General features: G+C 33.7%; 26 protein-coding genes and 2 pseudogenes. 7 read left to right on the forward strand and 21 right to left on the reverse strand.

Features of this window, described 5'->3' with window-relative positions; translation table 11 throughout:
• Positions 1-190: 190 nt before the first annotated feature.
• Together LMD38_RS15125 and LMD38_RS15130 are read right to left on the reverse strand one after the other, a co-directional pair.
• Positions 191-1,042 carry a peptidylprolyl isomerase PrsA gene (locus LMD38_RS15125; RefSeq protein WP_061184273.1) on the reverse strand — a complete coding sequence of 284 codons (852 nt, stop codon included), beginning with the start codon at positions 1,040-1,042 and terminating at the stop codon, positions 191-193.
• A gap of 450 nt (positions 1,043-1,492) precedes the next feature.
• The gene (locus tag LMD38_RS15130; RefSeq protein WP_001157704.1) at positions 1,493-2,089 is read right to left on the reverse strand and encodes a hypothetical protein; all 597 of its coding nucleotides are present in this window, start codon (positions 2,087-2,089) and stop codon (positions 1,493-1,495) included.
• A gap of 275 nt (positions 2,090-2,364) precedes the next feature.
• Between LMD38_RS15130 and LMD38_RS15135 the strand changes: the two genes are divergently transcribed.
• On the forward strand, positions 2,365-2,559 hold the full coding sequence (locus LMD38_RS15135; protein ID WP_000412568.1) for a hypothetical protein: 195 nt from the start codon (positions 2,365-2,367) through the stop codon (positions 2,557-2,559).
• Between the two features lie 923 nt (positions 2,560-3,482).
• Here LMD38_RS15135 and LMD38_RS15140 read toward each other — a convergent pair.
• The 6 genes and pseudogenes from LMD38_RS15140 to LMD38_RS15165 all read right to left on the reverse strand — a co-directional run.
• Entirely contained in the window at positions 3,483-4,019 is a 537-nt protein-coding gene (locus tag LMD38_RS15140; RefSeq protein WP_061183530.1) for a C1q-like domain-containing protein, read from the reverse strand.
• 244 nt (positions 4,020-4,263) lie between these two features.
• The gene (locus tag LMD38_RS15145; RefSeq protein WP_061183529.1) at positions 4,264-4,575 is read right to left on the reverse strand and encodes a hypothetical protein; all 312 of its coding nucleotides are present in this window, start codon (positions 4,573-4,575) and stop codon (positions 4,264-4,266) included.
• On the reverse strand, positions 4,557-5,579 hold the full coding sequence (locus tag LMD38_RS15150; protein WP_061183528.1) for an anti-sigma factor: 1,023 nt from the start codon (positions 5,577-5,579) through the stop codon (positions 4,557-4,559). Before LMD38_RS15150 ends, LMD38_RS15145 begins: the two co-directional genes overlap by 19 nt.
• Positions 5,569-6,069, reverse strand: coding sequence for a sigma-70 family RNA polymerase sigma factor (locus LMD38_RS15155; protein WP_062822547.1), 501 nt, complete (start codon positions 6,067-6,069; stop codon positions 5,569-5,571). The genes LMD38_RS15150 and LMD38_RS15155 overlap by 11 nt, the downstream gene beginning before the upstream one ends.
• Positions 6,070-6,685: 616 nt before the next feature.
• Positions 6,686-6,937, reverse strand: a complete 252-nt coding sequence (locus LMD38_RS15160; protein WP_061183526.1) for a DUF3947 family protein — start codon at positions 6,935-6,937, stop codon at positions 6,686-6,688.
• Between the two features lie 127 nt (positions 6,938-7,064).
• Positions 7,065-7,383, reverse strand: a pseudogene (locus tag LMD38_RS15165) (CHRD domain-containing protein); the annotation flags it as partial.
• Between the two features lie 204 nt (positions 7,384-7,587).
• Between LMD38_RS15165 and LMD38_RS15170 the strand changes: the two are divergent.
• Positions 7,588-7,725, forward strand: a complete 138-nt coding sequence (locus tag LMD38_RS15170) for a DUF3956 family protein (RefSeq protein ID WP_000443219.1) — start codon at positions 7,588-7,590, stop codon at positions 7,723-7,725.
• 119 nt (positions 7,726-7,844) lie between these two features.
• Here the strand turns inward: LMD38_RS15170 and LMD38_RS15175 are convergent, their stop codons facing one another.
• On the reverse strand, positions 7,845-8,117 hold the full coding sequence (locus tag LMD38_RS15175; protein ID WP_153016944.1) for a hypothetical protein: 273 nt from the start codon (positions 8,115-8,117) through the stop codon (positions 7,845-7,847).
• Between the two features lie 338 nt (positions 8,118-8,455).
• Here LMD38_RS15175 and LMD38_RS15180 point away from each other — a divergent pair, with 338 nt between their 5' ends.
• Positions 8,456-10,393: a YVTN family beta-propeller repeat protein gene (locus LMD38_RS15180; protein ID WP_062822548.1), complete on the forward strand. Its 1,938-nt coding sequence runs from the start codon at positions 8,456-8,458 to the stop codon at positions 10,391-10,393.
• A gap of 331 nt (positions 10,394-10,724) precedes the next feature.
• Here LMD38_RS15180 and LMD38_RS15185 read toward each other — a convergent pair whose 3' ends face one another.
• A complete protein-coding gene (locus tag LMD38_RS15185) occupies positions 10,725-11,078 on the reverse strand; it encodes a hypothetical protein (protein WP_061183523.1) in 354 nt (117 codons plus the stop codon).
• Positions 11,079-11,544: 466 nt separating this feature from the next.
• Entirely contained in the window at positions 11,545-11,754 is a 210-nt protein-coding gene (locus LMD38_RS15190) for a terminase small subunit (RefSeq protein WP_227585420.1), read from the reverse strand.
• Between the two features lie 75 nt (positions 11,755-11,829).
• Here LMD38_RS15190 and LMD38_RS15195 point away from each other — a divergent pair, with 75 nt between their 5' ends.
• From LMD38_RS15195 to LMD38_RS15205, 3 genes are all read left to right on the forward strand, one after another.
• Positions 11,830-12,438 carry a hypothetical protein gene (locus LMD38_RS15195; RefSeq protein ID WP_062822549.1) on the forward strand — a complete coding sequence of 203 codons (609 nt, stop codon included), beginning with the start codon at positions 11,830-11,832 and terminating at the stop codon, positions 12,436-12,438.
• 774 nt (positions 12,439-13,212) lie between these two features.
• Positions 13,213-13,527: a thioredoxin family protein gene (locus LMD38_RS15200; protein WP_000658777.1), complete on the forward strand. Its 315-nt coding sequence runs from the start codon at positions 13,213-13,215 to the stop codon at positions 13,525-13,527.
• Between the two features lie 287 nt (positions 13,528-13,814).
• Positions 13,815-14,696, forward strand: a complete 882-nt coding sequence (locus tag LMD38_RS15205; protein WP_000380376.1) for a cation diffusion facilitator family transporter — start codon at positions 13,815-13,817, stop codon at positions 14,694-14,696.
• Here the strand turns inward: LMD38_RS15205 and LMD38_RS15210 are convergent.
• From LMD38_RS15210 to LMD38_RS15230, 5 genes and pseudogenes are all read right to left on the reverse strand, one after another.
• Positions 14,686-15,321: a phosphatase PAP2 family protein gene (locus LMD38_RS15210; RefSeq protein WP_000833372.1), complete on the reverse strand. Its 636-nt coding sequence runs from the start codon at positions 15,319-15,321 to the stop codon at positions 14,686-14,688. The two genes, LMD38_RS15205 and LMD38_RS15210, sit on opposite strands and share 11 nt — an antisense overlap.
• 77 nt (positions 15,322-15,398) lie before the next feature.
• A pseudogene (locus LMD38_RS15215) lies at positions 15,399-15,713 on the reverse strand (sporulation protein); the annotation flags it as partial.
• A gap of 12 nt (positions 15,714-15,725) precedes the next feature.
• A complete protein-coding gene (locus LMD38_RS15220) occupies positions 15,726-16,547 on the reverse strand; it encodes a serine/threonine protein kinase (protein WP_000872048.1) in 822 nt (273 codons plus the stop codon).
• Positions 16,547-16,729 carry a hypothetical protein gene (locus LMD38_RS15225; RefSeq protein ID WP_000473370.1) on the reverse strand — a complete coding sequence of 61 codons (183 nt, stop codon included), beginning with the start codon at positions 16,727-16,729 and terminating at the stop codon, positions 16,547-16,549. The genes LMD38_RS15220 and LMD38_RS15225 overlap by 1 nt, the downstream gene beginning before the upstream one ends.
• A gap of 110 nt (positions 16,730-16,839) precedes the next feature.
• Positions 16,840-17,019: a YozD family protein gene (locus LMD38_RS15230; RefSeq protein WP_000658451.1), complete on the reverse strand. Its 180-nt coding sequence runs from the start codon at positions 17,017-17,019 to the stop codon at positions 16,840-16,842.
• Between the two features lie 149 nt (positions 17,020-17,168).
• On the opposite strand from LMD38_RS15230, the gene LMD38_RS15235 reads away from it, so the two are divergent.
• Positions 17,169-17,336 carry a DUF3930 family protein gene (locus LMD38_RS15235; RefSeq protein ID WP_011040294.1) on the forward strand — a complete coding sequence of 56 codons (168 nt, stop codon included), beginning with the start codon at positions 17,169-17,171 and terminating at the stop codon, positions 17,334-17,336.
• A gap of 4 nt (positions 17,337-17,340) precedes the next feature.
• Here LMD38_RS15235 and LMD38_RS15240 read toward each other — a convergent pair whose 3' ends face one another.
• The 5 genes from LMD38_RS15240 to rocR form a co-directional block, all read right to left on the reverse strand.
• Entirely contained in the window at positions 17,341-18,003 is a 663-nt protein-coding gene (locus LMD38_RS15240) for a hypothetical protein (protein ID WP_000101501.1), read from the reverse strand.
• Positions 18,004-18,192: 189 nt separating this feature from the next.
• Entirely contained in the window at positions 18,193-18,408 is a 216-nt protein-coding gene (locus LMD38_RS15245; protein ID WP_000750723.1) for a YozE family protein, read from the reverse strand.
• Positions 18,409-18,480: 72 nt separating this feature from the next.
• Positions 18,481-18,753: a YokU family protein gene (locus tag LMD38_RS15250; RefSeq protein WP_000995764.1), complete on the reverse strand. Its 273-nt coding sequence runs from the start codon at positions 18,751-18,753 to the stop codon at positions 18,481-18,483.
• Positions 18,750-20,171, reverse strand: a complete 1,422-nt coding sequence (gene kamA, locus LMD38_RS15255) for a lysine 2,3-aminomutase (RefSeq protein ID WP_000902137.1) — start codon at positions 20,169-20,171, stop codon at positions 18,750-18,752. Before kamA ends, LMD38_RS15250 begins: the two co-directional genes overlap by 4 nt.
• A gap of 211 nt (positions 20,172-20,382) precedes the next feature.
• Entirely contained in the window at positions 20,383-21,768 is a 1,386-nt protein-coding gene (gene rocR, locus LMD38_RS15260) for an arginine utilization transcriptional regulator RocR (RefSeq protein ID WP_011040293.1), read from the reverse strand.
• Between the last annotated feature and the right edge of the window lie 50 nt (positions 21,769-21,818).

Here is a 21,818-nt window from a genome sequence, read left to right on the forward strand (position 1 = left end):
GATGAAACAAAACATTATAATATAAACATTCTATGAAGTGATGATTAACCTACTTCAAGACAATTACATAAATTTCCATTGTAATTCTTAATATTTATATGTAATATTGTATTGTCTTACTATCTATTTATAACTCACACACTAACTAGAAAAGGGAACCTTTAAAGGTTCCCTTTTCTAATTACAGTCATTATTTCTTTTCTAGAAATTCAAATGTATTTTTAAACTCTTTATCATTCACCTTAATATCAGCATCTTTCAATAATTCATTGACTACTTGTTGTTTCCATTTACCTGTCGTGTCTTGTAGTCTTTGCTGTTCTATATCTTTACGAATTGAATCTTTTACTTCATCAAATGGCTTTAATTCTTTTTTATCTGTCACTTTAATAATATGGTAACCGTAAGTTGTTTTTACTGGTTCACTTACTTGTCCTGCATCTAATTTATATGCAGCTTCCTCAAATTCTTTTACCGTTTGCCCTGGAGCAAAACCAGTTATTTCCCCGCCCTGTTCTTTTGAACCAGTATCCTCTGAGTATTGCTTCGCTAAAGCCGCAAAATCTTCTCCGTTATTTACTTTCTCTTTCACTTCTTTAGCAGTCTTTTCATCTTTTACTAAAATGTGACTTACCTTCATTTCTGGTTTATAGTTATCTTTTACATCTTTTTCTGTAACAGTCGCTTTAATCGCTTTCTCAAATGCAATTTCTGGCTTCATTTTTTCTTTTAATTCATCTTCATTTTTCAATCCAAGTTGCTCTAGAGTCGATTTGAAATTGTCGCCCATTTTATCTTTTGCTTCTTCAACTTGTTTTTTCGCTTCCTCATCTGAAACTTTATATTTATCTAGCAACGCCTTACTTAACACCATTTGGTATAAAGTACTTTCCCCATATTTTTGTCTTAATTCTTTACTTAACTCTTTCTCTGTAACATTTCCTACTTTTGATGTTACTACGTTGTCTGAGGAACCACATGCAGATAATGCCAGTACTACACATGAAATAATTGTTCCTAAAAATAACTTTTTCTTTTTCAATTCAAAATACCTCACTTTTATTATTATATAAGAATAACTATACAATAGACTTGTGTAAACAATGTGTTTTCTACATGTAATTCATTTCATGTAAAAAAACTATGTATCAGTAGATAACATTAGTTAATCAATCTATCTTTTGCGCTAATATTAGAACCATTTTCTCTATTACTAATCTTCGTTTTTTGTAATTAATCTTCTTTATACTATGAAACATATGTATGAAAGTTAATTTACTGTATTTTTTGTGATTATTCTATATTAACGAAAACAATTTATCTCTCATTTTTTTTATATTTCAATTCAAAAATACTATCTTTACACTCTATATAAGATTCAGTAACAATTTTATCAGTGGAAGCCTCGTTTATCGTCCGCAATAACTCTACAAAATAACGTTAATGCATACGAAAAAGACATTTTCTATTAATGAAAATGTCTTCTCACAATTTAATAAAACAGTTTTGGTGTTAAATCTGTATTTTGTAATTGTGCACTTTCACTGCTCGGAACACAGCTTGTGGAGAATAATATTGGGATACCACAAACATCATCGTTCATTACATCATGAAATACATCTGCAGCAACACCAGTAAATGTTTGACATAAATTTGAAATATCATCATTAAAAAATTGAATTACTTGTGCAGCAAAAACAGGAAAGACAACATTTGCCCCACCAGGGAGTTGAGGCTGTACAACAACTTGTTCGAAATAAGGATTATTTTCTAGCGCCACTTGAAATAAATGGGCAATTTCAAATGCATCTAGTGGACATGGCAGTGGATTTACAATGTCATTTTCATTATTAGTTACAATAACTGTTACACTTACATTCCCAAATTCTACAAAAGATTTTAGGAGCGTTGCTAACGCTCTCGCTTTTTCATCACTTAACGCGTGCACTAAAATAATATAATTCCCGCCAACTGGAATTAGCGGACCAACTGTAACTGTTGGATCAGCACCAATTGAATTTTTTAACTCATTGAAATATGTGATCCATGGTGGTGAAAGCTGAGGTTGAGCTTGTACATTTTCTTGCAATCTTTCATTACCTCCTAATACAATTCTTACTACTATAATATGTAGCAAGAAAAAAAGCGTATTAGATAAATTACTTATTTTTTAATTTTACCTATTATATTGATTATACATTGTATAGAACATTCTCAGTTTTTACTGTATTTTCCACATTTTCACCATGCCATAGAACTCCATATCATTATCAACTCAACTAAAATTTCATATTATATTAGTACGTCTTTATAATATGAACGAAAAAACGCAGTATACAATACTGCATCATAGGAGCTGATTTCATGGAGAAAAAACCTATTGTTTTCAAAGTTCCACCAAATTCAAAATTAAAAGTTACATTTTTCGGTCCTTGTAACGAAGTAATTACAAATGTTTCTATAATTAATCAACTTTCCACACCTAAATGTCAAACTATTACACAATATCCAAACTATACGAAATATGAAACTGAAGTACGATCATTATCGAGTTGTTAATCCATTCTATACAAAATCCTTACAATTTGGTTAACTACAAAACCTTATTAATAGACTAATATTACTCATTTCATGATATTTCATTGATAATTTATTGATTTTTCACACATTTACATCAACCGAACATATATTATCGTATGGAGATTATCCACTCATAAAACCTATCTTTCTTTAGAGCGTACTTTTTATGTATGCTCTTTTTTTATTTATCCCTTATTCTGTACATATAAATCTGATCACCTTTTTATTTCACGTCGGGTAAATCGACCTGCCCTTTATAAATAATCTAGTCAAGGTGTCCCCCATAATACTTCTTTATTTATTAGACATTCACTACTCTATTAAATTCGTGTATCCATTCAAGCACCATTCATCTAATATATTTTCCTTCTAAATTCACCAAAGATGTATTAAAATTCTTTATATACTCCAGGAGGTCAAATATGTTCAAGTTGCATCCCATACTACTCATCTTAGGATTTATTTTATTTTTATATAGTGTACTTGCCTTCATGTTATTCCTTTCCATACAATAGTAATACCTGCACAAACCGATGTTAAATATGTAATTTCTATATAGTAATGAAAAAATCTTTAATTATACGGACATAAATTAAGATGTCTTTTTATACCGTTAGGCAACTAGCAAATGTAATGCCAAAGAACTTTTACACCCTTGTTACTTACTCTTTTTATTACCTGCAGAAAATCTAATACTTAAAATAAGATAGCCCTTTCAACATCAAAACTGTAAAAAATAATTTTAAAACTTTACCTTTCATCATTACATCTTTAGCATGTGAAATTCTCATGAAACAAACTCTATTTAACCAATTTACTTATAAAAAAATAACAATAATAATCCCCCACCATTCGGTACAGGGGATTAACTAAACCTACTGAAAAGTATTTTATTCTCTTCGTTATTTAATTGGAGAAGGAAATCTTGCAGCTTCAAAATGTGAGCCGTCTTCCGAAGTACTTAAAACTCCGTCTATGCTACTTTGTGCATAAACCTCAACTTGATCTCCTGCATGCAATTGAATAATCGTCGAAACACTTACTACATTTCCAAAACCGATTGGACCAAAAAAGTCATTATCTATAGCTATTGCCGCGTTTCCATTCACACGAATTTCTACACGAGCTCTATAATTTAAGCTAGGATCGTTTGGAAAAAAACCAATCGTTCCAATAACAGAGTATACTCCTTTAGTCTTCGGAATAAAAATAGACGTTGCTGGATTATACTCATTCGCTAAATCAAATTGTTCATTTTGGAATAACACTTTCACAAAAGTATTAGCAGGAACAGGTTGATTCACCGTATTTCTAGCTCTAAATGCTGATGCCCTAACAAGACTATCCTTGTTGTCATTACACTTACTATCGTTCTTACAACAGTTATGCTGTTTCTTTTTATATTCTTTACAATACTTACAGTAGTAATAGCAAGACATACTCGTTCCCCTTTCATGCTTATTACTTCAGATTATGTAAAAAAGATTCGCAATGTTTGGACGAACTATTGTTTTCCCCCTATACTTGTCGCCTATTTATATACACGTAAGCGGAAGACATTTCAATAACACAACAACCTAGTAGTATAATAATCTCTATTCAAATTTGATAAATCCCTTTACTTTCTATTTTACTTTTTATGCATAAAAAAGAACGAACTTACATTCGTCCTTTCACACATTTTTATGGTCCAAAGCTTATCATCCAACCTAACATAAATCCAAATATAGAAAACAGTAGCACAAAAAGATATAAACTACATGCCCACAATGCATATTTCCGACTTTTTCTTTTTGTGATCATTCCTATAACTGAGCATACCAATCCAATACCAACTATTTGCAGAAAACCTTTACCTATAAATGTTTCTTGTATAAGCAATATAATGTTCAAATACAATAACGCCAGAAAGGCAATAATTAATGAAATAGTCCCCATCCACGTTTCCTGTTTATAAATATGATTCTTTCTTTTTTTTAAGAATGCCAATTCCATAATCTCGCTTCACCTACTTTCAATTTTCTAACTTTTTCGTGACTCATTAATTTTTCAACTTCTGCTTTAGGTCCAGTTACAACTGCCCCATATGTTTTTACCCCATTTTTTTCAAGGAAAGAAATACGTTTTGACAACTCTAATACTTTCGCTCTAGATAGCTTCACTGCTAAATTTTCATGCTTCTGTAATGACTTTAACACATCAATAAATTGTTCCTCATGAGGTGAATCACTCACAAAAGCACCACTTGGTCTTGAAATCATATCTGCTGGAAAGCCAATCGGAGCAACATACATACCCTCGTCATTCGTTTGCTTCTCCTCTAACCCTGTATTAACGGCATACCAGACGATATCAATAGTGGGAAACATATTCGTTACCTCTTGTACACTCAACAATTCTCTAAAAGATATAAATGCTTCTACAACAGATTCTTGCGGAAGACCCTTTAATACTTGCGCTTCTTCACTACTATTATAGGATGAATTATAATTATTAGGATGAGACAATACCTCGTTATCTATATATGGGACTTCCGGAATTTTTTCATCTGTTGTATATTCACGGCTAACTTTCGTTGCTCTACTAAATATATAATCTGTTTTCTCTTCCCCTATTCGAATATCTTTCTTCCCTACCCTTTTATACAAATCAAAATGCAATTGTAAACTAAGCGGTAACAATGTTTGCTCCATGTCCCTATCTTTCAAAAATACATTTGGTTCTGTTACACTTAATGTTTGATTTACTACATTCCGTATCTCCATTGCGTTGGTAGGTGCCGATGTATAATATATAAGTGTAGATATATATAAAATAGGTTGAATAAGTAATAAAAAAGTAAATACAATTAAAACATTCGTAATACGCGCTCTTTTTTTTCCTATTTTCATCACTTGTTCCTGTTTTCCATTAGAAAGTGCATCCGGCCTTTGATGAAGAGCTTCTTGTAACATTTCTTTATAATCATCTTGTTCAGAATGAGGTTTATCATTTGTCATTTTGACTCTTTTCCTCCTTTAACAATTCTTTTAATCTCTTTCTCCCGCGAAATATGTGACTTTTATACGTGTTTAACTTTAAATCTAATACAGAAGCACCTTCTTCGTACGTTAATTGATGTACGTCACATAATAAAATAGCTTGCGCCTCTACCACTGGCAAAGTATGAATAATCTGAATAAATTTTTCATAACTATTTTTTGCGACTACATACTCTTCTGTAGATTCACCTGCTTGAATTGTTTCTAATTCCTCCGTTCCTACAAAAGCTACTTTTTTCTCTTTCCTAACAAAATCAATAAAGGTATGATATGCCACTTTAAAAAGCCATGATTTCACCTTTTGGTTTTCATAGTCTTCTAGATAAAGAAACGCCCGATAAAAAGTCTCCTGCATCAAGTCCTCCGCTACATGATGGCTACGAGAAAGGGAAAATAAATATCGGTACACATCGTTTATATAAACTTTATATATTTCTTCAATCTCCATCCCCCTCCTCCTTTCATATATAACACGAATAAACAAATTAAAAAGTTGCATTATTTTTCCTTTTTATTCATAAAAAATATTTATACATTTCAATAAATATTTACAATTATAAACAAAACATAAGATGTTATGGCTATAAATATACTTCAAAATGGGGAAAAACGGTTCGGATGTTCTCCTGCTCTTGTAAATTGATAGTCATAGGACAATCTTCCTGTACGATATAACCACAGATAGGATTTCGTTGCTACCTCTCGTCCTGGTTCGCGTTAGTAAATGTTCATGTATCTTTTCATATAGTGCCACTATCCATCATTTGTCATGATAAGATAATTCTCATTCTTTCTTCGATCGACGATATTTTCTTATCAAAAAACAACTTGTAGAGTATGTACAAAGATTATCTCATCAGCTATTTACAAATTGTAGATGGAACTATTTGACGCTTACATATACACTCATCCCCCTCAATTATTTCCGCTATTTGCGGATACCTCAAAATTCGGCATCTGTGATAAAGGTAGGTGGGAGCTGGGTTTCCCGTATATATCCAATTGGTAATGGTTAGGTTAATAATCGGTTTGGGATACCTGCTCCTATTCATAAAATTTTCAGCTTATAGATTGAAGACAGTTCCATATGGAATCGTAAGAAAAGAACTTCCATACGGTGTGATTTGATGCACTGGATAAAAATACTCCATAGATGAATAATACGGCTGGATACCTTGTTGTTGCAGTTGCATTTGTTGTTGCATTTGTAACGCTTGTTGAACAGCTTGAACTGTACTTTGTGCTCCGCTAAACGTTATTGATGTACCATATGCTGGCCGCATACCCGCTTGAGAATAAAAATACGAATAAAACATTTTTTTCAGCTCACTTTCATATAAGTTATTACAAATTATGTTATGATTCTTTATTTCAGTGGGTGCTGAAAGTTAATCTATTAGCTTTGATTAGGTTTAAAAATTTCTATTCTCTCTTACACTTTCATATTTCATTTACAAGAGTAGCTAATGTTTGACCCGCTAACGGCCCAACCAAATCTTCTTGAGTAATTATTCCCGTAAGCGTTGCACACTCTATTGAAACCGGATTTGTTATAGGTCCAAATAAAAAAGCTACAACAGGACCATTAGTTCCTTTTGCTCCAATATGCAGATGGGCAACTACTACATCCTTCTATATCAAATAAATCTAACTTAAATTTTAGGCTAAGCTCGTCCTGGCTTAATTTAAAGAAAGCCTCCCCTCGAGCGTCTGTTTCTACTGGTGGAACTTCATTTCTACCACGTAGCTTTGTAAAAAACATATCTATCACTCCTATGCTTTTATATACTACTAATATATTCATACCCTTTATATAAGGTGATAAAGAAGCAGTTGTTAGACCAATGAAAATTCATTTTATATGATAGATTAATTTATCAATTTTATAAAATTCATTAATTTAACTATAAAGTTATTTAAATTTAATTCATATATTGTAGTAGATTACCAGAAGGGAGGTGTAAATATGGAAAGTTGTGTTTTGTTCGTTAATGGACAACCTCTTTTAGTGGTATCAGTTGCTGGAATCGAAATTGCTAGATTAGAACTTTCTCTTCAAGTAGCATTGACTTTAATAGCATTAGGAATTCCAATCTGTGCATAAAAGTTAGGCATTTATAAAAAGAGGGCTTAAGCTCTCTTTTTTATTTATTCCTTAACAAAAAAAAGATACCACTTAAATTGTGGTATCCACCTCAATAATTATCTTAAGTTTCATCACTACTAAACTAGTAATCCTAATTTGCGTACAATTCCTGAAAATGAATAACTATATGCAAAACCTACAATACGAATTCTTGGATTCCATTTATGTTCTAGATCTTCATTGTACGTTTTCTTGTAATACGCTAGTTTAGAATCTATGTTATATTTGTCGTTAACAATTACTTCATCGCTAGAAAGTCCATCTATTTTAATCTGAACAGCTACATACTCTGCTCCTTCATTTAAGGCTTCATTATAACACCTTCCTAATTCTTCTAATGTCTTCCTCACCATTAACCTCCTCCTATTCAAATGGGCGTTTTGTTCAATAAAAAAGCATTTAAATCAGTAGTTGCAAGCAACGATCTCATAGATTACTCTTTTTATGTTTTAAGCTAATAAAAATATACTTCCATTTTGTTTTGTAGTCTTACTTACACTTCCTGTTAATAACCAAGTATTGATTATACATCCCATAAGAACGTCTCGATTTTCTAAACATATACTTAGAAGAAAAATATTCCTGAACATTTTACATTACACATACACTTACCAATAATTCACATTCAGTAGAGGATACAAATTTTCAAGACATACTTAACATGTAAATTTTTTAAAAGGAGGTAATTATGAAGCATAATCAAAACTCAAACGATCCGTGCGAAAAGTTTCAATTCCCCTGTTTTATTTCTATTTCCTCTTGTAATCAAACTAATTGTTGTACACCTGTTTTTTTCTCATTTTCTCAGCAACAAGAATTATTGTCCCTAATTAACCAATTAAACCAAGCTATCTTTTCTTTTTTCACAACACCAAATCCAACAACTATACAAATACTCCAATCATCATTACAAGCGTTAAATGATTTATTAATTGCAGTACAACCAAATACTCCAAATAAAAATTTAGTTATACGAACTATAAATCAATTAATCAATTCCTTACCTACCGCATCTCTTACTCAAATTTCAGCATTATTCCAATTTCTATTCCAAAACTTATCTTCACTTATTAGCTGTTCAAATATATCGGACCCATTATTGCAGCAAATATTCAACTTAATTTTACAAGGAATCTTGAATAGTTCGTTATTAAGTAACATCGGAACACCAGGTCCGACTGGAGCCACTGGACCTAGAGGATTTCGTGGACCTAGAGGATTCCCTGGACCTAGAGGTATCCAGGGTTCTCAAGGAATTCAGGGGCCTGAAGGACCGGAAGGACCTCAAGGTGTGCCAGGGATCCAGGGATCGGAAGGACCAGCAGGGCCTCAAGGAGCTCAGGGTTCTCAAGGAATTCAAGGACCGGAAGGACCGGCAGGGCCTCAAGGACCTCAAGGCGTACAAGGGATTCAAGGACCACCAGGACCACCGGGGCCGACTGGTTCAGGGACCGGAATGGGAATACCAGGACCACCGGGACCTACTGGACCTCAGGGTATACAAGGGATTCAAGGACCGGAGGGACCGGCAGGGCTCACTGGACCTCAGGGTATACAAGGAATTCAAGGGCTTGAAGGACCAGGAGGACCCACTGGACCTCAGGGTGTGCAAGGAATTCAAGGACCCACTGGACCTCAAGGTGCGCAAGGAATTCAAGGGCCAGAAGGGCCACCAGGACCTACTGGGGAATGTGAATGTCCAACTGGACCTGCATGTAATTTCCTTGTTTATGTTACAAACGCAGGAGTCATAGATGATCCTACCGATGATACAGTATCTGTAATCAACACCGGAACAAATACAGTTGTAGCTACAATTACTGTAGATAATGCACCTCTCGAAGTAACAGTTTCACCAAATGGAACTCGCGCTTATGTTACTAATATTTTTTCTGATATTGTCTCTGTTATTGATACCTCTACAAATTCCGTTATCGCTACCATTCCTGTTGGAAGCGACCCGATTGGTGTAGCTGTTTCTCCAAATAACACAACTGTTTATGTTGGAAATCACGGTAATAATACGGTTTCTGTTATTAATGCTGCTACTAACACTGTCATTGATACAATTCCTGTTGGTAACGCTCCGCAAGGAATCACTGTTTCTCCAAATGGAGCCTTTGCATATGTTGCAAATGAATTAAGCAACAATATTTCTGTTATTAATACTGCTACGAATACCGTTAGCGCTACGATTCCTGTTGGTATTCGTCCTAGAATAATCGTCTTCACACTAGATGGTACTCGTGCTTATGTAACAAATCAAAACAGCAATACTGTTTCTGTTATTAACACCGCTACCAATGCAGTTATTAATACAATTAACGTAGGTACAGAACCTGTTGGTATAGATATTACACCGGGTGGAAATCTTATTTACGTTGTAAATAAAGTGAGCAATAATGTATCAGTTATAAATGTAGCAACAAATACTGTGATTGATACAATTTCTGTTGGCTTATCCCCTGATCAAGTAACCATCATACCTGATGGCACTCTTGCATATGTTACAAATCAAGCTAGTAATACTGTTTCCGTTATTGATATTGCTACGAATACTGTTATCACTAATGTCCCAGTAGGTGTCGCTCCAACTGGTATAGCAACCGGAACTATTTGTGAATAAAACAAAAAAACAGAGAGACCAAAAATATGTCTCTCTGTTTTTTATTTTCTTGTGCTCCTTAAAAACTTCATATTTATAGCAGTCCCCTACGTGCTTCGTGTTAATCATAATATACATAGAGAAATATTATTCGACTTATTTCATTTTTTCTTATGTATACTTCTATACATTTGTTTGTAAAAGCCATTGTATTAAAAGAAGTAACCGAGTATCTTTATGAGCTTAAATACAGTCACAAATTATCTATATCACGCTTTAATCTTATTTTCTTAACCTCATTAAATTCCTTTACAAATTAAAAAAGCAGCTGTTACGCTACTTTACATTCATTTTATCCCCAAGAGAAATGATAAATATATTCTCCCGTTACATTTTGATTAATCCCAGTAATTCTAGCAAATCTCATTAAGTCTGCCCCTTGAAGAAAATACATTGCAAGCATTACTGGTACTTGCGACCACATAAATTGATAAAAATCCTCGACTCTTTGGTTTGTTGAAACAATTAAATCATTTACAGGCCCTTGATTCCATACAGAAGTACTAACTGAACGAAACGGAAGATCTTTCCCATTCACCACTATTCTTGCCATGCTTTGAGTTATGTCCACATCAATTCCCTCCATCATTACAAAAATCGGACCTGTGTATTTACTCCTATGGTTATAAATATTCTTGACTTTCATAAATGACTAAGGCAAACCTCTATTTTTCACTTCTATTCAAATGAATTTATTACAGTAAAAAAACAAATGAAATTTTAGTATTACTCTCCCTCAACTTCCGTATTATTTAGATCATTTATACCCTTGTTCGCTTTTACAATCCGGTATGCAAAATTACATATCTTATTATCTCAATATCACTTTATTAACTACAATTTGATAGAAATTCATTTGTATCACCTGATAAATCAGCGTTTGTAATTTAATTCCTTATTTAAAATTCCACCCTTTTATTTTTAAACACTATATTCGAATAATTATATTGGAATTTCTTGTTGTATACACATCTATCTTTTTCATGTATTATATACGAGAAGAGTAAGGTAAGAGTTACTCTTTGCCATTTTAGGAAAGGTCCTGTTGGAAACAACAGGACCTTTTTTCGTATTAGTAAAAGCAATCTTGATTTACTCATTTAACCCACTCATTACTTCCCCAAATATAGTTTCAACCATTTTGCTTTAAGCTCTCTGACCTGAAATGCTATACGTTCTCTTCTAAGTAATCGACTACTCGTACTATGCGTGCTTCTCTTTACATACCTAACTTTCCGTACAGCTTGTTTCCCTTTAAAGTATTTCACATAATACAAACAAAAGAGCCGTTCTTGTTCCATCAACTCTTCATCATCTAGCATTTCTTTCACCGCCTTCAAAATGCAGGATTTCCCTTTCCGCTATCGAATTAATAATGTTCGGAAAGGGGGTGTAACATGGCGGAAATTAAAGTGGGACTTACACAATTTTTAGACTTCACACTGAAAAGTAGTGCTGCTAAAACAAATTTTGTAAAGAATTTAAAATCTCAACCTGAATATCACCCGGTTTTTGATTACTGGAAACAATTACGAGAAACTGTTATTAAATTTCATAAAAACGAACTACCTTTTGACTGTTTTGAGACATTAGTACAGACTGTTGACCAGAAGAAAAAGCAAAACTACATTGATGTTATAAAGCAGTACAAAAAATTTATTAAAAACAAAGACGTCTCTTGGTTTGATCCAGGTAAATCGCATTGGTTATCAAATAATTTAATCGTCCGCTCATCGCCTGAACTCGGTTTGCTCATTAATGATGAGCCGCATCTTATTAAACTGTTTTTCAAAGGAAAAAAAGAGCGAATTGATAAATATAACATCAACTCAACACTAACATTATTAAACGAATCAACATTTTCAAATGAACATAACGATGTGAATTATACGGTCCTTAATATCCAAAAGAACAAAATGTATACGAATAACTCTATTAATAATGATCATGTAATAGCTCTTGAATCAGAAGCTCACCAGCTTTGTTATTTATGGAATAAGATGTAAAGGTTTTAGGAATCTCTTTCTATGTCTTGTTCATACGTAATTTGGTCACATTTTTTACAAATTACATTCTTTTCGTTTAATGGAAGCTCACCTTCTTGTTTCTCACAAACAATGCAGGGTGGGCATTTTAAAAAATAGTTTCTTTACCCATTTCATCATCCTAATTACCCCCTTTGAAAGAATAATGTAATACTGTCTTTCTATCACATCTACATTCCCCCTGACTTCTACCGCTAAATACTTCCTAACATGTTCTTACGATTTCTTTCGCGCTCCACATCATGTTTTTCTTTCACTCTATACAGTGCCGCAATTCCCCCTTCTAGTTAGCCTTGCTTCTTTTACATGGATTACTTTATTTGGGTGTAATTGTTGCTGGAACTCCGCTTAATCTCTTCTCTCACACCACCTCATAAAAATATCTGAGGAAAAGAACGTTTTAGCAATGGCTATCATGAATACAATTTACCTTACTAATAAATAGTAGCCTTACAATTTCAGAAGTTTGACACAGCTCACGAAAAAGCTTATAAAGAAAAGTGAGGTTCCTAATATTTATTTCTAGATTTAAGATGCATATAAGACTAGGACATAAAAAGTAGAATCACACTGGATATCTACTCACATGTTATGCTAGGACTTCAATAAACTGCGGTGGATGAATTTGCTAACGAATTATTCGAAAAGAAAGGCTCTCGTTGTAAGTTTTCCTTTCACAGCAAATACACCAACTAAATAACCAAAAATATTGATAGTGAAAAAGGAGAAACTAACATGAAAGAAATCAAATCTGAACAGGAATTCAAAGACATCATCGCAAGCGAGGAGCCAGTAGTTGTTAAGTTCTTTACTACATGGTGCCCAGATTGCGTGCGTATGGACAACTTTATCGGAGATGTGATGGAAGAGTTCAATAAGTTTGAATGGTATTCTATTAATAAAGATGAGTTCCCAAGTATCGCTGAAGAGTATCAAGTAATGGGTATTCCAAGTTTACTTGTATATCAAAATGGCGAGAAGCTAGGCCACTTACATAGTGCTAATGCAAAAACTGAAGAGCAAGTTACTGAGTTTTTAGAAGCATACTAAGATGAAAACCCTCTGAAAAATATTTTCTAGAGGGTTTTTTATTTTTTCCAAATCAGCTGTCAGAAGTGTACATATTTAAACTCCCTTCTCCTCCCCCCTATACATAGATCCAAATCGCGTTCATATTCTAACTTTGCACTTTACAACATATTTTTCCTTCATGAAACTTTGTTATCCACTTCTTAAAAAGCTATAAAACGTCAACAATGTTTGTATAGACCCACACGACTTTCGTTTGATACTCTATTTATAGAAAGAAATTCCTTGTAGAAAGGTGAGTGATTAAAATGGATACTCTTTCTCATAAAGAAGCTGATAAAGGTGCTATTGTCAGCATTTTGGCCTACATATTTTTATCCTCTATGAAAATCATCATCAGTTATATTACCCTCTCTAGCGCATTACGTGCTGACGGTTTAAATAACTTAACAGATATCGGTGCTTCTTTAGCGATATTAATTGGTCTAAAAATCTCTCGAAAACCTCGTGATCCAGATCATCCATATGGGCATTCGCGTGCAGAACAAATTGCATCACTTGTTGCTTCTTTTATTATGGCAACGGTCGGATTAGAAGTTGTTATTAGTGCCATTCAATCTTTTTTAAATCCGAAACAAGCAGCACCTAATGTACTTGCTGCATGGGTAGCTTTATTTTCTGCTGTCGTTATGTACTGTGTGTATTTGTATACGAAAAAGATTGCAGCACGAACAAGAAGTAAATCATTAGAAGCAGCTGCAAAGGATAATTTATCAGATGCCCTCGTAAGTATCGGTACAGTAGTAGGCATTGTCGGTTCACAGTTCCAAATGCCTATTTTAGATCCTATTGCTGCTTTAATTGTCGGTCTTATTATTTGTAAAACTGCATGGGAGATTTTCGTAGAAGCTTCTCATATGTTAACGGATGGAATCGATCCAGATAAGATGGAAGAGTATGCTGATGCGATTGAACATATTGGTGGCGTGGAAAACATCGTAGATATTCGTGCTCGTATGTACGGGAATCAAACGTACGTTGATATTACAATCGAGGTAGATGCTCGTATGGATGTTGGAGAAAGTCATTGTATCACTGACAACATCGAGGCTATGCTTCGGAAAAAGTTTGGCATTTATCATGCGCACATTCATGTTGAGCCAATGGAAAAAGAACCTATTATGACATAGGTTCTTTTTTAATGAACGTTTTATGAAATATTACGCATAAAACGAGCCAGCTACCGCCAGCTGCCCATCCTGCTAATATGTCAGATGGATAGTGAACGCCAAGATATATTCGGCTAACTGAAATAGATAATACAACAAAGCTCGCTATAAAAATAATCAACAATTTTTTATGCAATGTAATACGTTCTTCTGTAATCGTGACGTATGCAATAAATCCTAAAAAAGCAGTAGCATTCATCGTATGACCGCTCGGAAAACTATATCCAGTTGCAGTAACAAGCTGTGTTACATCAGGTCTTGCTCGCTCGTACCATAGTTTAAGCATACTGTTTAAATAACGAGATCCATAATAATTAATTGTTAGAAGTAATGCACTAAGCAACTTTTTTCTAACGAGAAAATACATTACAAGAATAATGAGTAACGGAAAATATATTCTTTTGGAACCGATAAAAGACACCCAAGTAAAGTAGGCTGTCAAATAATCGTTTCGAAAACTTTGAATAAAATGCGCGACTATATTGTCAAATTTCTCAATACAAGCGGTATGATACGAAAGTGATAATACGACAAAACAAATGAGTAGCGTTGAACTTAACAAGTATAAATGTCGATATCGTTTCACATACATAACCTCACTATGCAAAAAAATGGAGCGGTTGTTTTAGTTTTCCTCTCCATTTCTTTTTTATGCATAGTTTATTAAAAAATATAATTGTTAATTGTTTCTTTCATCGTTGGAATATCTTCATTCGTTACTGTAAAGCGAATCACTTTCTCATCAAGATCAAGTGCTTCTGCAAATAAACCTGCTAATCCACGAGATTTTCTGTCTACTTCCATAATAATCTCTAAGCGATCGTAAGTATTTGGCAAAATCAACAATTCTAGTTCATCTAATTTTCCATAATACTCTCCGGAAACAGGAACAAACTCAAATTCTTGTGCGAATGGAATTTGCTTACGTAATCGATACGGTAATTCTTCACATTCTATATGACGCGCTTTAAAACCTAATACCAACGCTTGCTAAAAACTTTTGAAACATGGATCCTCCATCCTTTCTAAAGCAAAAGCTACATCTTTTTTTAAATCTTGTACATTCTCATAGTACGGCGTTTTTATTTGTAACATACGCATCAACATTTCACGGTTGTAATTTTCCAAAGTTAATTCGTCATACCATGGCTTTTCATGTTTTTCATTAGATTCATAGCCTGCATATAATAAAAATAATGAGAAATGACCAAGCGCATAAAAATCGCTACGAAAGTGAACTTCTCGCATCAAAGCTTGTTCACCCTCATAAGTTGTAGCTCGTTCATCCCCCTCGCCTTTCAATTTCGCCAATCCAAAATCAATAATACTAATTTCGTTTTCTTTCATTAATATGTTTGGAATGCGTAAATCTCGGTGAATAATACCTTTACTATGAAAAACTGATACAATTTCTAATATTTCATATAAAATTTTAAAAACTTCACGTTCTGTATATACATGCCCATCCGAGAAAATATAATCCTCGAAATTTTTACCAGGCATATATTCCATCACAAAAAAGCTTTTTTTCTCCCATACGAAATGATCATATAAACTAGGAATTGCATGATGGTTTAATGTTTGTAAAATCATTTTCTCATGCTCAAATGATTTTCTACCGGACTCATATCTTTGTTTACTTTGTCTTAATTGTTTTAAGACTTTATATCTATTTATTTGTAAATCATTAACGACATATGTAACCCCATAACTGCCCATTCCAATTACTGATTCAATTTTATAACGTTCTGCGACAATTGTGTTTTTTCGTAGTGGTCTATCTAATAAAGCTAGTATACGACGCCATTTCATTAGCTACTTGAAAAGAAGCTACGGCTTTTACGTTTTCTTTTATAATGATGATGCCCATAACCAGATGAACGTCGTTTATAATCACTACTTGAATAAGAGCGACCTCTATGGCGATAATCACTACTAGAATACGAACGATATTTTTTCTTTCCTAATAAAGAATCAATAATTTTTTTGAACATCCCTTCACCTCTTGAGTAAAATTTTCTTTTAATTATACCAACTATTGCTGGCTACATTTGTGACAAGTTTGTAAAGAGTAAAAAACGACGAGTTAGGCCCGTCGTTACTTTCACTCATCCTCTTCATCAAAAACTTCATCAATCATACATTTCTCTAATAAGTACTCGAATGTAATATCTGCAAGATCTTCAATTTCTTCTCGTTTTGGGACGTATCCTCTTTCAATTAGTTGCTCATAAAAAAACTCCGCAATCTCTTCCGTATCAATTACGACTTCAATTTCCTTCATGAGCATCACTCCTTTATTTCTGTTTTATGAAAAAATCTCAAAATTATGTATATGAGATTAGAAAAATAGTTTTTCTTTTTTTATAGGTCATATCCTTTGGACGAGATGCATACGATGGTAGTACAAGCTATCAAAAGGGGGAAATAATTATGGAATATCAATACGAGGTAACGCAAGAAGTAGGGCAAACAAAAGAAGAGTTCATGCATGAAGATCAATGGGCAGACTCTCTTATTAAATGGCTTTTTATTTTTTTAATAGTTGTAGGCATACCTTATACTGCATATGTTGTTGTTCAATTCATTCTCTCTTTCTAGTTAACTATTTTTTCTCTGTCAATTTAACTAAATAATTATGAACAACATCCATAACAATTTTGTATTCTTCATCTTTAAATGTATCAAATAACAATTGGTAATCGTTATAAATATCAAGTAATCCATCAATGATTTCTTGACGATTTGTCTTAACACTCACTTTTTTTGAGTTGTTAATTGACTTTAATTTTCCTAAATCTAATTTATTCATACCTGCTTTATCTTGTTTCATTTTCTTCAAAATTGCATTTGCCGTTTGAGCATTAGCAAGTAACGTTAAATCTGACTCATCCGCTTCTAACCATTCACCATCCGTAATTCGTGATAGTTCATATATTGTATCTTCCCATGCGTCATTTTTATATCTCCATACTTCTGTACGAAAACCAACAATTCGAAACACATCTTTATCGTATCCTGTTACTTGCACGAGATCACCAAATGTGAAATTATAGTTTAATTCAATCCACTCAGTTTCACCTTTTTTCATATCTTGCTCAGTAACATGCTGCAATGTTTGCTCTACGTAAAATCCATCATGATTATTGACTTCGTATACGTAAACTCCATCTAAAACCTTCATATTTGTGATTTTACCAACGGTTCCATATAGCGTAATCACGACTATGTCCCCTACGTTATATTTAGGTTGCTTTTTCCTTGCCATCTATATCTCTCCTTTTTTTGACGTCGTGATTTTGATAACAGTATATGCAACCTACATAAAAACGCTTATCACAGAAGCGTATATTCATAAATTTTTTCAATAAAAAATATCACTATATGAAAATTTATTTACAACGTAAAAAAAGCTAGCAAATAGACTAGCTTCACGTCAAAAAAGTTCATATAGTTTTTATCTATCTTGTATGTATAACTCCCACGCTTCATCAAATATAGACATACTTGCTAGCATTCCACTTAGCTCTAAGTATGAACTAATTTCATCGTAATCTTCAGATTGCTTCGGAAAACTTAAATCATCGTACATTGCCTCTGCTAAATTCGATATTTCATTACTAAATAAAGCTGCACGATGCTTCATCATATAGTGGTAAAATGTCTTTTTCAAAAATATTCCCTACCTTTCTAACTTGGGTACATTATACAAGGCAAAAAAGAAAAAAACCAGCAGAAAAGCTGGTTAAAAGTCAAAATAATTTCTTTTTAATAGACGGGGTCTTCCCATTAATTCTTCATATGTTAGTTGTTTTGGTAAATCTTTCGTATAAATTAAAAACAATTGATCTTCTATTTCTTTCACTGTTTGATCTGATTGATAGTCCATACCACATGAGGAACAAGAAATGCATGGTGTCTCTTGGATTTCAATGGCTTTCGTACCATCTGGCAATTCCCAATATACAGTATTTAAGCTTTCTTTTGCTTCTGTACTGTCACACCACATACAATTCATACTGCATCACCCTCGGTTTTTTTGTCGTTTTCTTCTAATTTAGCCATTTGTGCTTGATATTTTTTATCTTTCAATTGGTCCCGCTTATCACGTTTATCTTTTAATGTTGCATGCGTTTCATTCTCTTCATAGTCTTTACGACGGTTCATACGCTGTAAGTCGTCTGGAACAAGGTTGAATTTCTTATCACTCATAAGGCCTGCGATACCAACATCTGAACGTTTTTCTTCGTAGTTTGGATAAATTTCTTTAAAGTACCCTTCTGCTCTTCCTGGAATGTAGCTTTCTGGCTCTGGATACGTTGTAATAACACCTTCAAAGTTACGAAGTACAACTTTATCTGCACTTTGCGAGATTAAATAGTTTGGTTGAAGCGCAATTTTACCGCCCCCTCCTGGTGCATCAACAACGAATGTTGGTACTGCATAACCAGACGTATGTCCGCGTAAACCTTCAATAATTTCAAGACCTTTAGAAACTGGTGCACGGAAATGACCAATACCTTCAGATAAGTCACATTGATAAATATAATATGGACGTACACGGATTTTTACTAAGTCATGCATTAGTTTTTTCATAATTGGAACGCTGTCATTAATACCAGCTAAAATTACTGCTTGGTTTCCGACTGGAACACCAGCATTCGCTAACATTTCACATGCTTTTTTCGATTCTTCAGTAATTTCAATAGATGTATTGAAATGTGTATTTAACCATACTGGATGATATTTTTTAATAATGTTACATAAGTTTTCTGTAATACGCTGCGGGAATACTACCGGCGCTCTCGTTCCGATACGAATAATCTCAACGTGCGGAATCTCTCGTAAATTTTTTAATACATATTCTAAAATTTTATCGTTAATAAGAAGACCATCACCACCAGAGATTAATACATCTCGTACTTGTGGTGTTTCACGAATGTAAGCAATTGCATCATCTAATTGTTTCTTCGGCACACCCATTCCAATTTGTCCACTAAAACGACGGCGTGTACAGTAACGACAATACATAGAACATTGATTCGTTACTAAGAATAGTACGCGGTCAGGATAACGATGTGTTAACCCTGGAACTGGTGAATCTTCATCTTCATGAAGCGGATCTTCTAAATCATATTTTGTTTTATATAACTCTTCCGAGATCGGTACAGATTGCATCCGAATCGGACAGCGTGGGTCATCAGGATTCATTAACCAAGCATAGTACGGTGTAATATTTAACGGGATCGTTTTCGTTGAAATTTTAACGCCCTCTTCTTCATCAGGTGTTAAGTTAATCACTTTCTTTAAGTCATCTAACGTTTTGATCGTATTCGTTAATTGCCAAACCCAATCATTCCATTGCTCTTCAGTAACATCTTTCCATAATTCGATATCCTTCCAGTGACGATTTGGTTTGTATACATCATGTAACATTGCTATTCCCCCTTTTTATACGCTCATCCTTTATATAAGCAATAGTTATGCCAACTTTACTTTATTGATAAGTAAATGTACGGATAACCCTATTATATAAGCGAAAAAAATATTTTTAAGCACTGTATGAAATCCATACATACTATCATATTCATTACTTTTTATATATGTAAACGCTCTTTTATTGGTGCAAACACACAAAAACCGCCAATTATTCGGCGGTTTTGTCGTACTTACTCAGTTTATATTGAAGCGTCTGACGAGGGATACCTAACATTTTTGCAGCTTGTAATATATTCCCTTCTGTTTCAATTAACGCTTGATCTATTAATTCTTTTTCCGTTTGATGAAGTGCTTCTCTAAGAGGCAATATGCCCTTCTTCTTTGGAAAACTCTCTTTCCGAAATGTACGTGGTAAACAATTAGCTGTTAATGTATTCCCTTCTGCAATAATGACAGCATGTTCAATCGTATGTTTTAACTCCCGAACATTTCCAGGCCATTGGTAAGCTTGTAGTCTTTCTTTCGCTTCCTTATCCATTTGAAGTACACCTTTTTTATAACTTTTATTATATTCTTTCAAAAAATAAGACGCTAACAATAATACATCCTCCGTTCTTTCACGGAGCGGCGGAATATATAATGAAAAGACATTTAATCGATAGTATAAATCAGTGCGAATTTTATTCTCTTTTAAACATATTTCTGGTGGCTGATTCATTGCGGTAATAACGCGAACATCTACTTTTCTCGTCTTATTATCACCAATACGACGAATAACACCATCTTCTAATACACGTAGCATTTTCGCTTGTAAATCGAGTGGCATTGAATTCAGTTCATCTAAAAACAATGTCCCTCCATCTACAAGTTCAAATAATCCCGCTCGTTCAATTGCCCCCGTATAACTACCTTTCGTCGTTCCAAACAATAAACTTTCTAATAGAGACTCTGGCAAAGCTGCACAGTTTTGTGCAATAAACGGCTTGTTCTTTCGCTTAGAGGCTTCATGAATCGCTTGTACAAATAACTCTTTCCCTGTTCCTGTTTCCCCATATATTAAAACATTCGCATCGGTTGGGGCTACTTTTTGTGCTAATTCTTTCGTCTGTTTAAACCGAGCATCATTCGTCACGATCGTTTCAAATGCAACATCCTTTTTGACCGCTTTTTTTCTAGATGACCGCTTTATTTTCGACTGCAAATCGACTATTGTATCGGTAAGTTTTTGTACTGTGGAATAATCTTTTGCAATTTCAACAGCTCCAGCAATATTTCCATCTATGAAAATAGGTAACGTCGTATTTACTGTACAAATGTCTTCCCCATTTAAGTTTTGATAATGCTGCACTTGATGAACGATTGGTTTTTTTGTATCTAATACTTTCATCAACGTACTTGTTTCCCTAGATAAAGAAGGAAACGCTTCTAACAAATGTTTACCTAACACTTTTTCAATTTTTGATCCATCGTGTTTTGCAGCTACAGTATTATAGAAAATTGTAATACCATTTTCATCTACTGCGTGTATAGCCTCATCAATACTGCCCAAAATCGCCTCAATGACTTCTTGTGTCGAAACTGCTAGCAATGTCATCCCCCCTCTTGCCGAAAATCCAGCAAATACTATGCCGAATTTCCGGCACA

It is taken from the genome of Bacillus pacificus (assembly GCF_020861345.1).
Taxonomy (GTDB): domain Bacteria; phylum Bacillota; class Bacilli; order Bacillales; family Bacillaceae_G; genus Bacillus_A; species Bacillus_A pacificus.

Coding starts and splice junctions, on each gene's coding strand:
- LMD38_RS15200 (WP_000658777.1), top strand. CDS start 13,213: ATGAAAGAAATCAAATCTGAACAGGAATTCAAAGACATCATCGCAAGC.
- LMD38_RS15235 (WP_011040294.1), top strand. CDS start 17,169: ATGGAATATCAATACGAGGTAACGCAAGAAGTAGGGCAAACAAAAGAA.
- LMD38_RS15205 (WP_000380376.1), top strand. CDS start 13,815: ATGGATACTCTTTCTCATAAAGAAGCTGATAAAGGTGCTATTGTCAGC.
- LMD38_RS15145 (WP_061183529.1), bottom strand. CDS start 4,575: ATGGAATTGGCATTCTTAAAAAAAAGAAAGAATCATATTTATAAACAG.
- LMD38_RS15225 (WP_000473370.1), bottom strand. CDS start 16,729: ATGTTCAAAAAAATTATTGATTCTTTATTAGGAAAGAAAAAATATCGT.
- rocR (WP_011040293.1), bottom strand. CDS start 21,768: ATGACATTGCTAGCAGTTTCGACACAAGAAGTCATTGAGGCGATTTTG.
- LMD38_RS15250 (WP_000995764.1), bottom strand. CDS start 18,753: ATGAATTGTATGTGGTGTGACAGTACAGAAGCAAAAGAAAGCTTAAAT.
- LMD38_RS15195 (WP_062822549.1), top strand. CDS start 11,830: ATGGCGGAAATTAAAGTGGGACTTACACAATTTTTAGACTTCACACTG.
- LMD38_RS15140 (WP_061183530.1), bottom strand. CDS start 4,019: ATGTCTTGCTATTACTACTGTAAGTATTGTAAAGAATATAAAAAGAAA.
- LMD38_RS15190 (WP_227585420.1), bottom strand. CDS start 11,754: ATGCTAGATGATGAAGAGTTGATGGAACAAGAACGGCTCTTTTGTTTG.
- LMD38_RS15180 (WP_062822548.1), top strand. CDS start 8,456: ATGAAGCATAATCAAAACTCAAACGATCCGTGCGAAAAGTTTCAATTC.
- LMD38_RS15160 (WP_061183526.1), bottom strand. CDS start 6,937: ATGTTTTATTCGTATTTTTATTCTCAAGCGGGTATGCGGCCAGCATAT.
- LMD38_RS15135 (WP_000412568.1), top strand. CDS start 2,365: ATGGAGAAAAAACCTATTGTTTTCAAAGTTCCACCAAATTCAAAATTA.
- LMD38_RS15240 (WP_000101501.1), bottom strand. CDS start 18,003: ATGGCAAGGAAAAAGCAACCTAAATATAACGTAGGGGACATAGTCGTG.
- LMD38_RS15150 (WP_061183528.1), bottom strand. CDS start 5,579: ATGACAAATGATAAACCTCATTCTGAACAAGATGATTATAAAGAAATG.
- kamA (WP_000902137.1), bottom strand. CDS start 20,171: ATGTTACATGATGTATACAAACCAAATCGTCACTGGAAGGATATCGAA.
- LMD38_RS15155 (WP_062822547.1), bottom strand. CDS start 6,069: ATGGAGATTGAAGAAATATATAAAGTTTATATAAACGATGTGTACCGA.
- LMD38_RS15185 (WP_061183523.1), bottom strand. CDS start 11,078: ATGAAAGTCAAGAATATTTATAACCATAGGAGTAAATACACAGGTCCG.
- LMD38_RS15170 (WP_000443219.1), top strand. CDS start 7,588: ATGGAAAGTTGTGTTTTGTTCGTTAATGGACAACCTCTTTTAGTGGTA.
- LMD38_RS15220 (WP_000872048.1), bottom strand. CDS start 16,547: ATGAAATGGCGTCGTATACTAGCTTTATTAGATAGACCACTACGAAAA.
- LMD38_RS15230 (WP_000658451.1), bottom strand. CDS start 17,019: ATGAAGGAAATTGAAGTCGTAATTGATACGGAAGAGATTGCGGAGTTT.